The sequence below is a fragment of the Meiothermus ruber DSM 1279 genome, assembly GCF_000024425.1.
GTDB classification, from domain to species: domain Bacteria; phylum Deinococcota; class Deinococci; order Deinococcales; family Thermaceae; genus Meiothermus; species Meiothermus ruber.
Genome location: NC_013946.1, coordinates 2,645,391 through 2,659,928 on the forward strand (window position 1 = coordinate 2,645,391; position 14,538 = coordinate 2,659,928).

24 protein-coding genes are annotated in these 14,538 nt (G+C 60.1%); all 24 read right to left on the reverse strand.

What is annotated here, in order from left to right; all coding sequences use genetic code 11:
* Positions 1–6: 6 nt before the first annotated feature.
* Positions 7–1,329 (reverse strand): preprotein translocase subunit SecY, encoded by a 1,323-nt coding sequence (secY, locus tag MRUB_RS13070; protein WP_013014847.1) that lies wholly within the window; start codon positions 1,327–1,329, stop codon positions 7–9.
* A 1-nt stretch (position 1,330) separates the two neighbouring features.
* Positions 1,331–1,792: a 50S ribosomal protein L15 gene (gene rplO, locus MRUB_RS13075; RefSeq protein ID WP_013014848.1), complete on the reverse strand. Its 462-nt coding sequence runs from the start codon at positions 1,790–1,792 to the stop codon at positions 1,331–1,333.
* Positions 1,789–1,965, reverse strand: a complete 177-nt coding sequence (gene rpmD, locus MRUB_RS13080; RefSeq protein WP_013014849.1) for a 50S ribosomal protein L30 — start codon at positions 1,963–1,965, stop codon at positions 1,789–1,791. Before rpmD ends, rplO begins: the two co-directional genes overlap by 4 nt.
* Positions 1,965–2,453 carry a 30S ribosomal protein S5 gene (gene rpsE / locus MRUB_RS13085; protein WP_013014850.1) on the reverse strand — a complete coding sequence of 163 codons (489 nt, stop codon included), beginning with the start codon at positions 2,451–2,453 and terminating at the stop codon, positions 1,965–1,967. Before rpsE ends, rpmD begins: the two co-directional genes overlap by 1 nt.
* A gap of 86 nt (positions 2,454–2,539) precedes the next feature.
* Positions 2,540–2,878, reverse strand: a complete 339-nt coding sequence (gene rplR / locus MRUB_RS13090) for a 50S ribosomal protein L18 (RefSeq protein ID WP_013014851.1) — start codon at positions 2,876–2,878, stop codon at positions 2,540–2,542.
* A 14-nt stretch (positions 2,879–2,892) separates the two neighbouring features.
* Positions 2,893–3,432, reverse strand: a complete 540-nt coding sequence (gene rplF / locus MRUB_RS13095; RefSeq protein ID WP_013014852.1) for a 50S ribosomal protein L6 — start codon at positions 3,430–3,432, stop codon at positions 2,893–2,895.
* Positions 3,432–3,827: a 30S ribosomal protein S8 gene (gene rpsH / locus MRUB_RS13100; protein WP_013014853.1), complete on the reverse strand. Its 396-nt coding sequence runs from the start codon at positions 3,825–3,827 to the stop codon at positions 3,432–3,434. The genes rplF and rpsH overlap by 1 nt, the downstream gene beginning before the upstream one ends.
* A gap of 162 nt (positions 3,828–3,989) precedes the next feature.
* Positions 3,990–4,259: a 30S ribosomal protein S14 gene (rpsN, locus tag MRUB_RS13105; protein ID WP_013014854.1), complete on the reverse strand. Its 270-nt coding sequence runs from the start codon at positions 4,257–4,259 to the stop codon at positions 3,990–3,992.
* 56 nt (positions 4,260–4,315) lie between these two features.
* A complete protein-coding gene (gene rplE / locus MRUB_RS13110; RefSeq protein WP_013014855.1) occupies positions 4,316–4,864 on the reverse strand; it encodes a 50S ribosomal protein L5 in 549 nt (182 codons plus the stop codon).
* Between the two features lie 11 nt (positions 4,865–4,875).
* Positions 4,876–5,205, reverse strand: coding sequence for a 50S ribosomal protein L24 (rplX, locus tag MRUB_RS13115; RefSeq protein WP_013014856.1), 330 nt, complete (start codon positions 5,203–5,205; stop codon positions 4,876–4,878).
* A 200-nt stretch (positions 5,206–5,405) separates the two neighbouring features.
* On the reverse strand, positions 5,406–5,774 hold the full coding sequence (gene rplN / locus MRUB_RS13120; protein WP_013014857.1) for a 50S ribosomal protein L14: 369 nt from the start codon (positions 5,772–5,774) through the stop codon (positions 5,406–5,408).
* On the reverse strand, positions 5,771–6,064 hold the full coding sequence (gene rpsQ / locus MRUB_RS13125) for a 30S ribosomal protein S17 (RefSeq protein ID WP_013014858.1): 294 nt from the start codon (positions 6,062–6,064) through the stop codon (positions 5,771–5,773). The genes rplN and rpsQ overlap by 4 nt, the downstream gene beginning before the upstream one ends.
* 14 nt (positions 6,065–6,078) lie before the next feature.
* Positions 6,079–6,303 (reverse strand): 50S ribosomal protein L29, encoded by a 225-nt coding sequence (gene rpmC / locus MRUB_RS13130; RefSeq protein WP_013014859.1) that lies wholly within the window; start codon positions 6,301–6,303, stop codon positions 6,079–6,081.
* A complete protein-coding gene (gene rplP, locus MRUB_RS13135; protein WP_013014860.1) occupies positions 6,281–6,706 on the reverse strand; it encodes a 50S ribosomal protein L16 in 426 nt (141 codons plus the stop codon). The genes rpmC and rplP overlap by 23 nt, the downstream gene beginning before the upstream one ends.
* A 2-nt stretch (positions 6,707–6,708) precedes the next feature.
* Complete coding sequence (rpsC, locus tag MRUB_RS13140; RefSeq protein WP_013014861.1) at positions 6,709–7,470, reverse strand: 30S ribosomal protein S3; 762 nt, start codon at positions 7,468–7,470, stop codon at positions 6,709–6,711.
* The gene (rplV, locus tag MRUB_RS13145; protein WP_041654122.1) at positions 7,463–7,798 is read right to left on the reverse strand and encodes a 50S ribosomal protein L22; all 336 of its coding nucleotides are present in this window, start codon (positions 7,796–7,798) and stop codon (positions 7,463–7,465) included. The genes rpsC and rplV overlap by 8 nt, the downstream gene beginning before the upstream one ends.
* A 172-nt stretch (positions 7,799–7,970) precedes the next feature.
* On the reverse strand, positions 7,971–8,249 hold the full coding sequence (gene rpsS, locus MRUB_RS13150) for a 30S ribosomal protein S19 (RefSeq protein ID WP_013014863.1): 279 nt from the start codon (positions 8,247–8,249) through the stop codon (positions 7,971–7,973).
* 9 nt (positions 8,250–8,258) lie between these two features.
* Positions 8,259–9,086: a 50S ribosomal protein L2 gene (rplB, locus tag MRUB_RS13155; protein ID WP_013014864.1), complete on the reverse strand. Its 828-nt coding sequence runs from the start codon at positions 9,084–9,086 to the stop codon at positions 8,259–8,261.
* Positions 9,087–9,278: 192 nt separating this feature from the next.
* Positions 9,279–9,569 (reverse strand): 50S ribosomal protein L23, encoded by a 291-nt coding sequence (locus MRUB_RS13160; RefSeq protein ID WP_013014865.1) that lies wholly within the window; start codon positions 9,567–9,569, stop codon positions 9,279–9,281.
* Complete coding sequence (gene rplD, locus MRUB_RS13165) at positions 9,569–10,189, reverse strand: 50S ribosomal protein L4 (RefSeq protein ID WP_013014866.1); 621 nt, start codon at positions 10,187–10,189, stop codon at positions 9,569–9,571. The genes MRUB_RS13160 and rplD overlap by 1 nt, the downstream gene beginning before the upstream one ends.
* Positions 10,189–10,833 carry a 50S ribosomal protein L3 gene (gene rplC / locus MRUB_RS13170; RefSeq protein WP_013014867.1) on the reverse strand — a complete coding sequence of 215 codons (645 nt, stop codon included), beginning with the start codon at positions 10,831–10,833 and terminating at the stop codon, positions 10,189–10,191. Before rplC ends, rplD begins: the two co-directional genes overlap by 1 nt.
* A complete protein-coding gene (gene rpsJ, locus MRUB_RS13175; protein ID WP_013014868.1) occupies positions 10,833–11,147 on the reverse strand; it encodes a 30S ribosomal protein S10 in 315 nt (104 codons plus the stop codon). The genes rplC and rpsJ overlap by 1 nt, the downstream gene beginning before the upstream one ends.
* Positions 11,148–11,159: 12 nt before the next feature.
* Positions 11,160–12,377: an elongation factor Tu gene (gene tuf, locus MRUB_RS13180; protein WP_013014869.1), complete on the reverse strand. Its 1,218-nt coding sequence runs from the start codon at positions 12,375–12,377 to the stop codon at positions 11,160–11,162.
* Between the two features lie 65 nt (positions 12,378–12,442).
* Positions 12,443–14,536: an elongation factor G gene (gene fusA, locus MRUB_RS13185; protein WP_013014870.1), complete on the reverse strand. Its 2,094-nt coding sequence runs from the start codon at positions 14,534–14,536 to the stop codon at positions 12,443–12,445.
* Positions 14,537–14,538: the final 2 nt, after the last annotated feature.

Sequence of the window (14,538 nt, forward strand, 5' to 3'; positions counted from 1 at the left end):
ACCTCCTTAACGGGTGCGGCCCCGCAAACGCCCTTTGGACAAAAAGCCCTCGTAGTTGCGCATCTGTAGCTGGGCCTCAATCTGGCGCAGGGTATCGAGTGCAACCCCCACCACGATCAGCAGGCTGATGCCTGAGAAGTGGAAGGTCAGGGTGGTCACACCGGTTACGTTTTGCATGATGGTTGGCAAAGCCGCCACGATCCCCAAAAAGATGGCCCCCCAAAGGGTCAAACGGGAGACGATGTGCTCGAGGAACTTCACGGTGGGCTCGCCGGGGCGGATACCAGGGATAAACCCACCGTACTCACGCAGGTTTTCGGAGATGCGGCGCGGGTCGAACTGCACTGCAGTATAAACGTAGGTAAACCCGATGATCAGCAGCACCTCAATCAGCAAGCCAGGGAAACGGTTGGGCGTGAAAAAGTTGGCGATACCCTGCGCTAGCGTGGATTCGGGAAACACCCCGGTAATAAAGAGGGGAAGCTGCAGCAAGGCCGCGGCAAAGATAATGGGGATGACCCCGGCAGCGTTGAGCTTGATGGGGATGTAGGTGGCTTGCCCACCAAACATCTTGCGGCCAACCTGCTTCCGTGCATACTGCACAGGGATGCGACGCTCGGCCTGCTGAACCGCAGCCATAACCCCAAAAGCCAGCACAATAAAGGCCAGGAAGATCAAAAGGGCGATCAGGTTGACCTCACCGGTGCGCACCAGGCCAAAGGTGCGGCCCAGTTGCGGCAGCCAGGCCGCCACAATGCCGGCGAAGATCACCATGCTGGTGCCGTTGCCAATCCCATACTCGGTGATGCGCTCAGCCATCCAGAGCAGCAGAGCAATGCCGGCCACCTGGGTCACCACCACCACAAAATAGAAGAAGAAACCCGGTTCCCAGCCAGGGAGCAGGAAGGCCCCGTTGTTTGAGCCCAAAAAGGCGGTAGCCAGGAACAACCCCTGCACCGCCCCCAGTGCGATGCCCGCAATACGGGTGTACTGCGTGATGATGCGGCGGCCTTCTTCGCCCTCCTTTTGCAGCTTTTCCAGGGCAGGAATAACCGTAACCAAAAGCTGCATGATGATGGCGGCTGTGATATAGGGCATGATACCCAGGGCGAAAATAGAGAACTGTTCGAAGTTGCCCCCGGAAAACAGGTTGACCAGCCCCAGCGCACTGCCCGCCTGGGTACCTAAAAACTCGCGGATTTTACCGATATCCACCCCAGGGGTCGGGATGAACGTACCCAGCCGATACAACGCCAGCACCAACAGCGTAAACAAAATGCGCTTACGCAGTTCAGGGATGATGATGGCGGAGCGGAAGGCCGCAAGCATCTTAGGCCCCCTCGATCACAATGGCTTCCCCACCCGCCGCTTTGAGTTTTTCCACAGCAGCCTGGGAAAATTTGTGAGCCCGCACCTTCACTCCATTGGCATCACCTAGAGCCAGCACCTTCACCGGGTAGCCAGGGCGCACCAGGCCGGCCTGAACCAGGGCCTCCGGGCCCACCTCGCCAGAAGCAAAGTGCTTGGCAATGGCGCCCACATTGACCACCTGGTACTCCACTCGCTTGAGTTCCCCGTGGGAAGCGCCTTTCATACCCCGTTTGGGCAAACGCATAATCAGGGTGGAGCGCCCACCTTCAAAACGCGCCGGGTTCTTCACGCCGCCGGAACGGGATTTCTGACCTTTGTGGCCCCGCCCAGCCGTCTTGCCGTGGCCGGAACCGGGGCCCCGACCCACACGTTTGCGCTGCTTGTTGGCCCCTTGGTTGGGACGAATATCAGTAAGTTTCACTCCAGCACCTCCACCAGGTGGGCCACCTTGCGAATTTGACCGCGCATTGCAGGGTTATCCTGTATCTCGCGCACGCGGTTCATCTTGGTCAAGCCCAGCACCTTGAGAGCCACCTTTTGATCCTTGGGGTAGCCGATGGGGCTCTTGACCAAACGCACCTTCAGGGTCGCCATCAGGCCACCTCCTCCGGCTTAGCCGGGGTCTTACGTAAGCGCTTCACATCATCCCAGGTCTGGAGCTGCCGCAGCGCCTCCATGGTGGCATAAGCGATGTTTACCGGGTTGCGGGAGCCCAGCTCCTTGGTAAGGATATCGGTAATACCAGCCAGCTCGAGGATGGCGCGCGGCACCTGGCCCGCGATAACCCCTGTACCTGGCGCTGCGGGGCGCAGCAGGATGGTAGAAGAACCCCAGGTCACGCTGATTTCGTGGGGAATGGTGCCGTTGTGCAAGGGCACCTCGATCATATCGCGCTTGGCGTAGTTGTTGGCCTTCTGGACAGCCATGGGCACTTCTTTGGCTTTACCCAGGCCCAGGCCCACCCGGCCCTGCCGGTCGCCCACAGCCACCAGCGCTCCGAAGCGGAAGCGGCGTCCTCCTTGGTAGGTTTTGGAGGTACGGCGCACCAGGATCATCTTTTCTTCAAAATCGGTTTCAGGCATATGCAACCTCGCTCGAGGCAGAAGATGGGCAACCTGCGGCTCTGGCTCTATCTGGCAGGTTAGGCTTCAGGCTGCCGATCTTCAGCTTAGAACTCCAACCCACCCTCACGGGCTCCTTCGGCTAGGGCTTTCACACGCCCATGGTATTTGAACGCACCCCGGTCGAACACTACCTGAGATATACCCTTGGCTTTGGCGGCCTCCGCGATAGCCAGGCCCACCTTTCTAGCCACCTCGGTCTTGTTACCCGAAAGCTTGAGGGATTTGCTCGAGGTGGCCACCAGGGTGTGTCCTTTGCTATCGTCAATGATTTGAGCGTAAATGTGCTGCAAGCTGCGGTGTACGCTCAAACGCAGGCGCCCAGAAGCCTTTACGGCGTTGCGAACCCGAAACTTGCGGCGATCTTCAGTGGTCAAACGGGCCACAGTATCTCCTCCCTCTACTTGCCAGCGGTCTTACCGGGCTTGGTCTTGACTACCTCATCGGCATAGCGGATGCCCTTGGCATGGTAGGCATCGGGCGGCCGCACAGCCCGCACATTGGCCGCTACCTGGCCCACAAGCTGCTTATCGATGCCAATTACCCGAATCCTGGTCGGTTCAGGCACCTCAAAGGTAATGCCGTTGGGCGGAGTGACGATGTCCTTATGGCTGTGACCCACGGTGAGCTCGAGGTTCTTGCCCTGCATAGCGGCACGGTAACCGGTGCCACTAATCAGCATCTCCTTAACGAACCCAACCGAAACACCCTGAACCGCATTGGCAATCAGGGTGCGGGTCAGGCCGTGCAGGCTTTTGTGGGTGCGGCTGTCCGAAGGACGGCTAACGGTAACCGTGCCCCCTTCGTTCTTGATGATCAAGTCGGGGTGTACGGGTACGGTCAACTCGCCTTTGGCTCCCTTGACCTTGACCAAGCCCGGGGCCACTTCTACGGTCACGCCCTTGGGTAGGGTGATGGGTTGTTTCCCGATGCGGCTCATTACCACACCTCGCAAATTACTTCCCCGCCAACACCCAGCTTGCGGGCTTCACGGTCGGGCAGCAGGCCTTTGGAAGTGGAGACAATTGCCAGCCCCAGGCCGCGGCGCACGTTGGGCACGTTCTCGGCGGTCACATACACCCGGCGCCCTGGACGGCTCACCCGGCGGATGTGCTTGATGACCTGTTCACGGCGGGGGCCATACTTGAGGGTAAGACGGAGAAAAGGCTTACCCCCTACCTCAATACGCTCCATCCCTTTGAGAAAACCTTCTTTCACAAGGATGCTGGCGATCTGCTCCTTAAACTTGGAAGCAGGCACATCCACGCTCTCCTTGTAGACCTGGACTCCGTTACGAATCCGGGTCAGCATATCAGCGATCGGATCACTAAGCATTACAGCATCTCCTTCTTCTGGGGTGGCTCCGCTTAATCTGGAGGTTTGCAGAGCCCGGTCTTGGCTAAATAAGCCAACCTGTCAGCTCAGAACATCCACAGAGGACACCCTCGGTTTGGCCTTGCGGTATCGGCGAAAGCTCGCCGACCTACAAAGCAACCTTTACCAGCTGGCTTTCTTGACACCGGGTAGCTGACCCTTATGGGCCATCTCGCGGAACTGAAGGCGCGAAAGACCAAAGTAACGCATATAGGCCTTGGAGCGACCCGTCACCGCACAGCGGTTCTTGTGGCGGGTAGGACTGGCATCGCGCGGCAGTTCGGCCAGCGCGGCATAGTCGCCCGCTGCTTTGAGGGCGGCCCGCTTGGCGGCGTACTTGGCGATGGTCTTGAGTTTGCGCTTCATCTTCTCGACCTGAGATTTCTTAGCCATGCTTCACCTCCTTTCTGGCGCAGTTAAGCAACTTACCAATGATAGCAAATAAGGCGCTACTTGCGGAACGGGAAGCCGAGCAGCTCGAGCAGGGCTTTGGCTTCCTCATCGGTTTTAGCCGTGGTAACCACCGCGATATCCATACCGCGCACGGCATCCACCATATCGTAGGTGATCTCAGGAAAGATGGACTGCTCCCGAAGGCCCAGGTTGTAGTTCCCACGACCATCAAAAGCACCGGGGTTGACGCCGCGGAAGTCGCGGATGCGGGGCAGGGCAATGTGAATTAGCTTTTCGGCGAAAATCCACATACGGTCACCCCGCAGCGTAACCCGCAAACCGATGGGCATGCCCTGGCGCAATTTGAAGTTCGAGATCGACTTTTTGGCACGGGTGATGGCCGGTTGCTGTCCGGTGATGGCGGCCAGTTCCTTACCAGCTTTTTCCAGAATTCGACTATCTTCCTTGGCCTCGCCCAGACCTTGGTTGACCACGATTTTCACCAGGCGGGGCACCGCCATGATGTTGTCGTAGCCAAAGCGCTTCATCAGCTCGGGGCGAATTTCTTCCAGATAACGTTTCTTGAGGGCAACTTCCAGTGGCATATACAACCCCCTTACTTGGTATCCAGCACGCCATCGCATTTAGCGCAGGCGCGCACCTTGGTGCCGTCGGGCAGCACTTTCTTGCGGATACGGGTCGGCTTCTCGCAGCTTGGACAAATCGGCATGACCTTGGAGGCATGGATGGGCGCCTCGGTCTCGATAAAGCCCCCCTGGGGGTTGCGGGGGTTGGGCCGCACTGCGCGCTTGATGAGGTTCAGCCCCTCGACCACGACCAGCCCTTCTTTGGGCATAACAGCCTTGACTTTTCCGGTTTCACCGCGAAGTCCTTCCTTGCCGGAAAGAACAATCACCGTGTCCCCTTTCTTAACATGTACCTTCATTCAATTCCTCCGATTTTGCTTTAGGGCCGGAACTGCCAATTTCTCGACACCAAATGCCAAGTTTAGCAGAAACCATCCCAAAAAGCATCCTGTTCAAGCGCCTGCCAAGGGCAGGCTGGGTGCGGGACGAGGAACCCAGGAAGCCCCTCGTGTATCGGAACAACTTGCCTACGGCAAGAACCCGCAAACCCATTCAAGGCTTAGAGCACCTCAGGGGCTAGTGAAACAATCTTCATAAAGCCGCGCTCGCGCAGCTCGCGGGCCACCGGCCCAAAAACACGGGTGCCTCGAGGCTCGTTTTGCTGGTTGATGATCACCGCGGCGTTGGTATCGAAGCGGATGGAGGAACCGTCCTGCCGGCGGATCTCCTTGGCCGTACGCACCACCACCGCCTTAACCACATCACCTTCCTTGACCATGCCCCGGGGGATGGCTTCCTTCACCGAGGCCACAATTACATCACCCACACTGGCGTACTTGCGGTAGTGCCCGCCCATCACCCGGATACAGGCAATCTTACGAGCGCCGGTATTGTCGGCGACTTCCAGCACGGTTTCCTGCTGTATCACGCTTTACCACGCTCCTTGCGCAAGAGGTAGCGCTCGACAAGATCCATACGACCTTCCTCGATACGCCCAACCACCACAAACTTCTTGTTTTTGGAGATGGGGGTGGCTTCCCGAATCTCCACGATGTCCCCTAGCTTGTACTGATCGTTTTCATCGTGGGCAAGGTATTTCTTGGACTGCTTGATCACCTTGCCATACAGCGGGTGCTGCATCTGGCGCTCGACCAGAACCGTAACGGTCTTCTGCGCCTTATCGCTCACCACCACGCCGGTAAGAACTTTTTTAGGCATTGCGCACTCCTTCCTCAGGCTTTCTTGGCGCGGGGCGCTTGTGCTTTGACTTTTTCGCCCAGCACAGTCATCATGCGGGCAATTTCCCGCCTGGCTTCCGAAACCCGATGGTTTTTATCTAGCTGGCCGATGCTAGCCTGGAAGCGCAATTCCATCAGCTCCTTCTTGGTGTCCTGGATGCGCTTTTGTAGCTCGGCCACCGAAAGTTTGCGCAGCTCACTGGGCTTCGTCGTAGGCATCGCGTCTCACCACCTTGGTCTTAATGGGCAGCTTGTGGCCAGCCAGGCGCAGGGCCTCACGGGCCTGTTCTTCCGTCACGCCGGACACCTCGAACATCACGCGCCCCGGCTTTACCACAGCCACATACCCTTCTACGTTCCCTTTACCTTTACCCATCCGCACTTCCAGCGGCTTCTTGGTGTAGGGCTTATCCGGGAAGATACGGATAAAAATTTTACCGCCGCGGCGGAAGTGGCGCACCATGGCCACACGGGCCGCCTCGATCTGCTGGCTGGTAACCCAGGAGGGCTCCATCGCCACCAAACCCCAATCGCCAAAGGCCACGTAGTCACCGCCCTTGGCCGTACCCCGCATACGACCCCGGTGGGCCTTGCGGTACTTCATGCGCTTGGGCATCAGCATGCTTATTCGCCCCCTTCTTTGCCCGTCGCCCCAGCCTTGCGAACCGCCGAGCGGCGACGAGGTTTACCGTCCTGGTCGCGTTTTGGCGCCGCCGGACGAGCTGCAGGCGCAGCGCCCGGCACCACCTTCTTACCGCCGATCACTTCACCCATGAAAACATAGGCCTTGACCCCAAGCGAGCCGTAGGTGGTCTCGGCCCTGGCTGTTCCATAGTCGATGTTGGCCCGCAGGGTATGCAGGGGAACCCGCCCCTCGGCAGCCCATTCGACCCGGGCCTGCTCAGCGCCGCCGATGCGGCCCGAAACCACAATTTTGGCCCCCAGCGCACCCGACTCCCGCACCCGCTGCACCGCTTGCTTGATGCTGCGGCGCACCGCGAAGCGGCGTTCGATCTGCTCGGCCACACGCTGGGCCACCAAGGGCGCAGAGAGGTTGGGGTTACCCACTTCCTGCACGTTGAGGGCCACGGTCTTACCAGGGAACCGGCTTTGCAAGGTCTCACGCAGGCGCTTGATGGTCTCGCCCCCGCGCCCAATTACCACACCGGGCTTGGCCGCATACACCATGACGGTGACGTTGTCGGCCGCGCGCTCGATATCGATGCGGGCCAGGCCAGCCTGGTGCAGCTCCTTCTCGATAAGGGCACGGATCAGGCGATCTTCTTCCAGGGTTTTAGCGTAGGCTTTTTTGCCAGCGTACCAGCGCGACTCAAAATCGCGGGTGATACCCAGGCGCAGCCCCACGGGATTGATCTTGTTACCCATTTTTCTCCCCCACGATGATGGTGATGTGGCTGGTACGTTTCTTAATCATGTTGGCACTACCGCGGGCTCGAGGCAGCACCCGCTTGATGGCCGGGCCCTCGTCCACATAGGCCGCCTTGACATAGATCTGGTCTTCGATCATGTTTTTGCGGTCGTCGTTCATGCCATTGGCCGCGGCCGACTCGAGCACCTTGGCTACCACTTCCGAAGCCCGGTGGGGGGTGTATTTGAGGATGGCCCGGGCTTCCTCGAGCTTCTTACCCCGGATCAGGTCTACCACCAGGCGCACTTTTCGCGGCGACATGCGGACGTAGCGGGCTGTGGCCATAGCATAGGTGTGGGGCTTCTCTTCCTTGAGGGCCTCCGCACGTTTGCGCAACGAGAGCTTGGCGTAGCGCTGCAAGCCCGCCGAGCTGGGGTAGTGCACGTCGCGCAGGTCTTTGCGGATATCGCTGCGCTCGCCTTTCTTAAGACGTTTTCTAGCTTCCATTCTCCACCCCTTACTTCTTGGCGGTCTTGGCCTCTTTGCTGTGGCCGCGGTAGGTACGGGTAGGCGAGAACTCGCCCAGCTTGTGCCCGACCATCTGCTCAGTTATATAAACCGGCACGTGCTGCTTGCCGTTGTAAACCGCCAGGGTATGGCCGATCATCTCGGGCACAATGGTGCTCCGACGGCTCCAGGTCTTGATCACCCGCTTTTCGCCTTTGGCGTTCATCGCCTCGACTTTTTCCAGCAGGTGGCTTTCCACAAAAACTCCTTTTTTCAAGCTACGTGGCATAGTTCACCTCTACTTGCGACGAGACACGATGAGTGCGCTCGAGGGCTTCTTCTTTTTGCGGGTCTTGAGACCTTTGGCCTGCTGGCCCCAGGGCGAGACTGGCGGACGGCCCCGCGGCGCGCGGCCTTCACCACCACCGTGCGGGTGGTCTACCGGGTTCATGGCGGTACCGCGCACATGGCCCTTGCGGCCCAGGTGGCGCTTGCGGCCGGCTTTACCCAGCACGATGTTCTTGTGATCGGCGTTGGATACCACCCCAATGGTGGCATAGCACTCGCCGTGCACCTTGCGCAGCTCACCGGAGGGCAGGCGCAAAATCACGTAATCGCCTTCGCGGCCCTGCACCTGCACGCTGGTACCAGCGCTGCGGGCCATCTTGGCGCCCTTACCGGGCTCGAGCTCCACCGCGTGAATCACCGTACCCACCGGAATAAAGCGCAGCGGCAGGGCATTGCCCACCGAGATGGGCGCCTCGGGGCCGCTGGTGACGATGGTATCGACCTTCAGGGCATCGGGGGCCAGGATATAGCGCTTTTCACCGTCGCGGTAGAACAGCAGGGCGATACGGGCGGTGCGGTTGGGGTCGTACTCGATGGCCGCTACCCGGGCAGGAATACCAGCTTTATCCCGCCGGCGGAAGTCAATGATGCGGTAAAGCTGCTTGTGACCACCAGAGATGAAGCGGCTGGTGGTGCGGCCTTGGTTGTTGCGCCCCCCGGTTTTCTTCATCGGGGCGGTCAGGCTCTTCTCGGGGCGCTTTTTAGTCAGCTCAGAGAAGTCGGCCACCGTCATAAAGCGGCGCGATGGGGTATAGGGTCTGAATTTCTTTACTGCCATTTTGCTCTTCCTCTCACTTGATACGGGCTAACCGAGTCACCCTGCTGCCAAGTGGATTTTTGCCCCGTCATCGTCCAGCGCCGTGAGATGCGCATGTACGCTCGGTCTCGAGGCGATTGGAGGGCATAAGAATCTTGCTCCAAAACCTCTGCCCTCCTCGATCAAAAGCCCTTACAATCGGAGCAAACCAGCTCAGATCAGTCCTTCCAGGGCTTCAATCTTCTGACCAGGTGCCACCGTCACGATGGCTTTCTTGCGGTCGGGGCGCTTACCCATAAAGCGGCCCAGGCGCTTGTGCTTGCCCAGTACGTTCTGGGTATTGACCCGCACCACCTTAACTTTGAAGGCGGCCTCCACAGCGTTGGCAATCTCGGTCTTGTTGGCCTTGGGGTGTACCCAGAAGGTATAGACCCCATCAGCAAACCGGCTATAGGCCTTCTCCGACAAAACGGGTTGAATGATCACATCGTGGGGCGTTTTCATCAGGCCTCACCCCCCTCGCCCTGGCCTAGCTTGGCCTGTACGCCTTCCCAGGCTGAGGCTTCCATGACCAACGCCTCCTGGCGCATGATGTCGTAGACGTTGAGCCCCTCGGGGGCCAGCACCCGCACCTTGGGCAGGTTACGGGCGGCGCGGGCCACCTTCTCATCGCTGGTGACCAGCAGGATGGAAGGGCCCTCGAGGTTGTGGGCTTTGAGCCAGGCCACAAACTCTTTGGTTTTACCGTTCACGCCCTTAAAGTCTTCCACCAGGAAGAACTTGCCCTCTTTAGCGCGGTCAGCCAGGGCCATCGCAAGACCCAGCTTGCGCACTTTCTTGGGCAGGGTGTAGCTGTAGTCGCGGGGCTGCGGCCCAAAAACCGTACCACCCCCTACGAAGATGGGGGCGCCGTAGTCACCGTGGCGGGCCCGGCCGGTGTGTTTTTGCGCGTACATTTTTTTGGTGGTGAAGTTCACCATGCCGCGGGTCTTGGTGGCCGCGGTACCCCGGCGGCGCGAGGCCAGTTGCCAGCGCACCACCTCGTAGAGCACATGGCTCTTTACTTTTTCGGGAAGCGCCGCTTCCACAGTCTTGTTGCTTCCGAGCACCGGAAGGTTGTACATCACTTACCTCCCTTTCCGGCCTTGACGGCGGGCACCTTACTGGTCTGGCGCACCACCACCAGGCTGCCATTGGCCCCCGGCACCGAACCCTTGACCAGAATCAGGTTTTCGTTCTCGAGCACATCCACGACCTCGAGGCCCTGGATCGTCACCCGCTCGTTGCCCCAGCGTCCGGCCATCTTCTTACCCTTAAAAACCCGGCCTGGGGTCTTGCGGTTACCGATCGAACCCCCGTGGCGGTGAATCTTGTGAGCACCGTGCGAGTCGTTACCACCGGCAAAGTTCCACTTCTTCATCACGCCGGTAAAGCCGTGGCCCTTAGAGGTGCCGGTTACATCCACCACTTCCCCTACGTTGAAAATACTCACCGTCACGGTGTCGCCCTCGGGGTTGAAGCCGCGCAGCTCGCGCAGGTACTTCACGGGCTCCACGCCCGCCTTGGCAAAATGGCCCTTGGCCGGCTTGTTAACCCGCTGCGGCTTCTGGCTCTGGAAGCCGAGCTGCACCGCTTCATACCCATCTTTCTCGATGGTTTTACGCTGTACCACCGGGCAGGGGCCGGCCAGGATTACCGTTACAGGCACAGCCTTATCGCCCTTCCAGATCTGGGTCATGCCCACTTTAGTCCCAAGAATGCCCTTCATTAGCGGCCTCCTAGCATCTTGAGCTCAATCTCGACACCGGTGGGCAGGTCGAGGTTGCGCAACCCCTCGATGGTCTTGGGGGTGGGATCGGAAATATCCACCAGTCGGTTATGGGTGCGCAGTTCAAAATGTTCTCGGCTGTCTTTGTGCTTAAAGGGGCTCCGCAGCACGGTAAAACGACGGATACGGGTTGGCAGCGGCACCGGGCCGGAAACCTGCGCCCCGCTGCGGCGGGCCGTCTCCACGATCTTGGCCGCCGAAGCATCCAGGCTCTTGTGGTCGAAGCCCCGAAGTTTGATGCGAATCTTTGGCATTCAGGGCCTCCCTTACTCGATAATTTTTGCCACCACACCGGCGCCCACGGTACGGCCGCCTTCACGGATGGCGAAGCGCAGACCTTCTTCCATGGCGATGGGCTTGATGAGTTCGACGGTGAAGGTGACGTTGTCACCGGGCATGACCATCTCCACCCCTTTGGGCAGCTCCACCACCCCGGTCACATCGGTGGTGCGGAAGTAGAACTGCGGGCGGTAGTTGGTGAAGAAGCCGGTGTGCCGTCCCCCTTCTTCCTTCTTCAGAATGTAGACCGAGGCCTCGAACTTGGTGTGGGGGGTGACGCTCCCCGGCTTGGCCAGCACCTGGCCCCGCTCCACATCTTCGCGGCTCACGCCCCGCAAGAGCAGCCCCACGTTGTCCCCAGCAATCCCTTCGCTCAGGGTCTTGCGGTGCATCTCCACCCCGGTCACCACGGTCTTCTGGGTCTCCCGCAGCCCCACGATCTCCACCTCATCACCGGTCTTGATCTTCCCGCGCTCAATCCGGCCGGTGGCCACGGTACCACGCCCGGTGATGGTGAACACGTCCTCCACCGGCATCAGGAAGGGCTTGTCCACGTCCCGCTGGGGGGTGGGAATGTAGGAGTCGATGGCATCCAGCAGCTCCCAGATCTTATCCACCCACTCGTTCTCGCCCCGCTGGGTCTTGGGGTGGGCCATCATGTGCTCCAGCGCCTTCAGGCCCGAGCCCCGGATGATGGGGGTGTCGTCGCCGGGGAACTCGTACTGGTTCAGCAGGTCGCGAATCTCCATCTCCACCAGATCCAGCAGCTCGGGGTCGTCCACCATGTCGATCTTGTTCAGGAAGACGATGATGTACGGCACCCCCACCTGGCGCGAGAGCAGGATGTGCTCGCGGGTCTGGGGCATGGGGCCGTCGGTACCCGAAACCACCAGAATGGCCCCGTCCATCTGGGCCGCACCGGTGATCATGTTCTTGACGTAGTCGGCGTGGCCCGGGCAGTCCACGTGCGAGTAGTGGCGTTTCTCGGTCTCGTACTCCACGTGGGCCGTGTTGATGGTAATCCCGCGAGCCTTCTCCTCGGGGGCCTTATCGATCTGGTCGTAGGCCTGTACCTCCACGTTGGGGTTGGCCGCCGCCGCCACAAAGGTAATCGCCGCCGTCAGGGTGGTCTTCCCGTGGTCTACGTGTCCGATCGTCCCCACGTTCACGTGGGGTTTGGTGCGCTCAAATACGCCTTTCGCCATAGCAGTTTCACTCCTTCTGCAGTAATCAGGGGCTGGGGCTCAACCTGTGCCCCAACCCCGGTTGTTCATTGCCCCTTAATCAGCTTCTGCGCGATGTTTTGGGGCACTTGCTCGTAGTGGTCGAAGAACATCGAGAACTGGGCCCGCCCTTGGCTCATCGAGCGCATATCGTTGGCGTAACCGAACATCTCGGCCAGAGGGACGAAGGCCCGCACCAGCCGGGCGTTGCCCCGCTCCTCCATACCTTGAATCTGCCCACGGCGGGAGTTAAGGTCGCCAATGATGGAGCCCAGGAACTCCTCAGGGGTGATGACCTCAACGCGCATGATGGGCTCGAGGATGGCCGCACCGCCCTTCTCGATGGCCTCTTTAATGGCCATTGAACCGGCAATCTTGAAGGCCATTTCGGAGGAGTCCACCTCGTGGTAGCTACCGTCGTAGAGGGTGACCTTAATGTCCACAATGGGGAAACCGGTGAGGGGCCCCGACTGCATGGCTTCCTCGATGCCTTTTTGCACCGCCGGGATGTACTCGCGCGGAATCACGCCGCCCACAATGGCGTTGACGAACTCGAAGCCCGAGCCACGGCCCAGGGGTTCGGCCTTGATCTTGACGTGACCATATTGACCACGCCCACCCGACTGGCGCACGAACTTACCCTCGACATCCACCGGGCGGGTGATGGTCTCGCGGTAGGCCACCTGGGGCTTGCCCACGTTGGCGTCCACCTTGAACTCGCGCTTGAGGCGATCCACGATGATTTCCAGGTGCAGCTCACCCATCCCCGAGATAATGGTCTGGCCGGTCTCGGGGTCGGTGGAGACGCGGAAGGTGAGGTCTTCCTCACCCAGCCGCGCCAGGGCCACGCCGAGCTTGTCCTGGTCGGCTTTGGTCTTGGGCTCGATGGCCAGGTCGATCACGGGCTCGGGTACTTCGATGGACTCGAGGATAATCGCCTCGTCCCCATCTCCTACCAGCGAGTCGCCGGTGATGGTTTCCTTGAGACCCACCACCGCACCCAGCTCGCCCGCGCGCAGCTCTTCCACCTCTTCGCGGTGGTTGGCGTGCATCTGGAGCAGCCGGGCCACACGCTCTTTCTTGCCCTTGGTGGTGTTCTGCACGTAAGAACCCGACCTTAAGGTACCGGAGTACACCCGCACAAAGGTCAGCCGGCCCACGTAGGGATCCGCCATAATTTTGAAGGCCAGGGCCGCCAGGGGGCCGTTGGGATCGGCCGGGCGCTCGACCTCCTCACCGTTCTCGGTTTTACCCCGAATGGGGGGAATATCCAGCGGCGAAGGCAGGTAGTCCACCACCCCGTCCAGGAGCAGTTGGACGCCCTTGTTCTTGAGGGCCGAACCCAGGAAAACCGGGAAGATCTCCATGGCAATGGTGCCCTTGCGGATGGCCCGGACGAGCTCCTCTTCGGTGGGCTTTTCGCCCTCGAGGAACTTCATCATGATGTTCTCGTCGTAATCGGCGGCGGCTTCCACCAGTTTCTCGTAGTACTCCGCAGCCTGGGCCTTCAGTTCCTCGGGGATCTCAACCACTTTAATGTCGGTGCCCAGGTCGTTGCCGTAGATGTAGGCCTTCTGGCGCAGCACATCCACGATGCCCTTGAAGGTATCCTCGCGGCCGATGGGCAGTTGCATCACCACCGGCCGGGCCCCCAGGCGCTCTTTCATGGTGTTGACCACCAACCAGAGGTCGGCCCCGGTCTTGTCCATCTTGTTGGCGAAGGCGATGCGGGGCACCCGGTATTTGTCGGCCTGGCGCCAGACCGTCTCGGACTGGGGCTCCACCCCTTGCGAAGCATCGAACACCGCCACCGCACCGTCCAGCACCCGCATGGAGCGCTCCACCTCGATGGTGAAGTCCACGTGGCCGGGGGTGTCGATGATGTTGATGCGGTGCTCAATACCGGTGCCGCTGTGCTTCCAGTTGGCCGTGGTTACGGCAGCGGTAATGGTGATGCCCCGTTCGCGCTCCTGCTCCATCCAGTCCATGGTGGCAGCGCCTTCGTGCACCTCACCGATTTTGTGGATGCGGCCGGTGTAGTAGAGGATGCGCTCGGTGGTGGTGGTCTTACCAGCGTCAATGTGGGCCGCAATCCCGATGTTGCGGAAGAGTTTCAGGTCAAAACCAGTCTTGACGGACATAC

Bases quoted from the DNA above. Each gene is read 5' to 3' on its own strand.
- secY (WP_013014847.1), bottom strand. From the start codon at position 1,329: ATGCTTGCGGCCTTCCGCTCCGCCATCATCATCCCTGAACTGCGTAAG.
- rpmD (WP_013014849.1), bottom strand. From the start codon at position 1,965: ATGGCGACCCTGAAGGTGCGTTTGGTCAAGAGCCCCATCGGCTACCCC.
- rpsE (WP_013014850.1), bottom strand. From the start codon at position 2,453: ATGCCTGAAACCGATTTTGAAGAAAAGATGATCCTGGTGCGCCGTACC.
- rplF (WP_013014852.1), bottom strand. From the start codon at position 3,432: ATGAGCCGCATCGGGAAACAACCCATCACCCTACCCAAGGGCGTGACC.
- rpsH (WP_013014853.1), bottom strand. From the start codon at position 3,827: ATGCTTAGTGATCCGATCGCTGATATGCTGACCCGGATTCGTAACGGA.
- rpsN (WP_013014854.1), bottom strand. From the start codon at position 4,259: ATGGCTAAGAAATCTCAGGTCGAGAAGATGAAGCGCAAACTCAAGACC.
- rplE (WP_013014855.1), bottom strand. From the start codon at position 4,864: ATGCCACTGGAAGTTGCCCTCAAGAAACGTTATCTGGAAGAAATTCGC.
- rplX (WP_013014856.1), bottom strand. From the start codon at position 5,205: ATGAAGGTACATGTTAAGAAAGGGGACACGGTGATTGTTCTTTCCGGC.
- rpsQ (WP_013014858.1), bottom strand. From the start codon at position 6,064: ATGCCTAAAAAAGTTCTTACCGGCGTGGTGGTGAGCGATAAGGCGCAG.
- rpmC (WP_013014859.1), bottom strand. From the start codon at position 6,303: ATGCCTACGACGAAGCCCAGTGAGCTGCGCAAACTTTCGGTGGCCGAG.
- rplP (WP_013014860.1), bottom strand. From the start codon at position 6,706: ATGCTGATGCCCAAGCGCATGAAGTACCGCAAGGCCCACCGGGGTCGT.
- rpsC (WP_013014861.1), bottom strand. From the start codon at position 7,470: ATGGGTAACAAGATCAATCCCGTGGGGCTGCGCCTGGGTATCACCCGC.
- rplV (WP_041654122.1), bottom strand. From the start codon at position 7,798: ATGGCCACAGCCCGCTACGTCCGCATGTCGCCGCGAAAAGTGCGCCTG.
- rpsS (WP_013014863.1), bottom strand. From the start codon at position 8,249: ATGCCACGTAGCTTGAAAAAAGGAGTTTTTGTGGAAAGCCACCTGCTG.
- rplB (WP_013014864.1), bottom strand. From the start codon at position 9,086: ATGGCAGTAAAGAAATTCAGACCCTATACCCCATCGCGCCGCTTTATG.
- MRUB_RS13160 (WP_013014865.1), bottom strand. From the start codon at position 9,569: ATGAAAACGCCCCACGATGTGATCATTCAACCCGTTTTGTCGGAGAAG.
- rplD (WP_013014866.1), bottom strand. From the start codon at position 10,189: ATGTACAACCTTCCGGTGCTCGGAAGCAACAAGACTGTGGAAGCGGCG.
- rplC (WP_013014867.1), bottom strand. From the start codon at position 10,833: ATGAAGGGCATTCTTGGGACTAAAGTGGGCATGACCCAGATCTGGAAG.
- rpsJ (WP_013014868.1), bottom strand. From the start codon at position 11,147: ATGCCAAAGATTCGCATCAAACTTCGGGGCTTCGACCACAAGAGCCTG.
- tuf (WP_013014869.1), bottom strand. From the start codon at position 12,377: ATGGCGAAAGGCGTATTTGAGCGCACCAAACCCCACGTGAACGTGGGG.
- fusA (WP_013014870.1), bottom strand. From the start codon at position 14,536: ATGTCCGTCAAGACTGGTTTTGACCTGAAACTCTTCCGCAACATCGGG.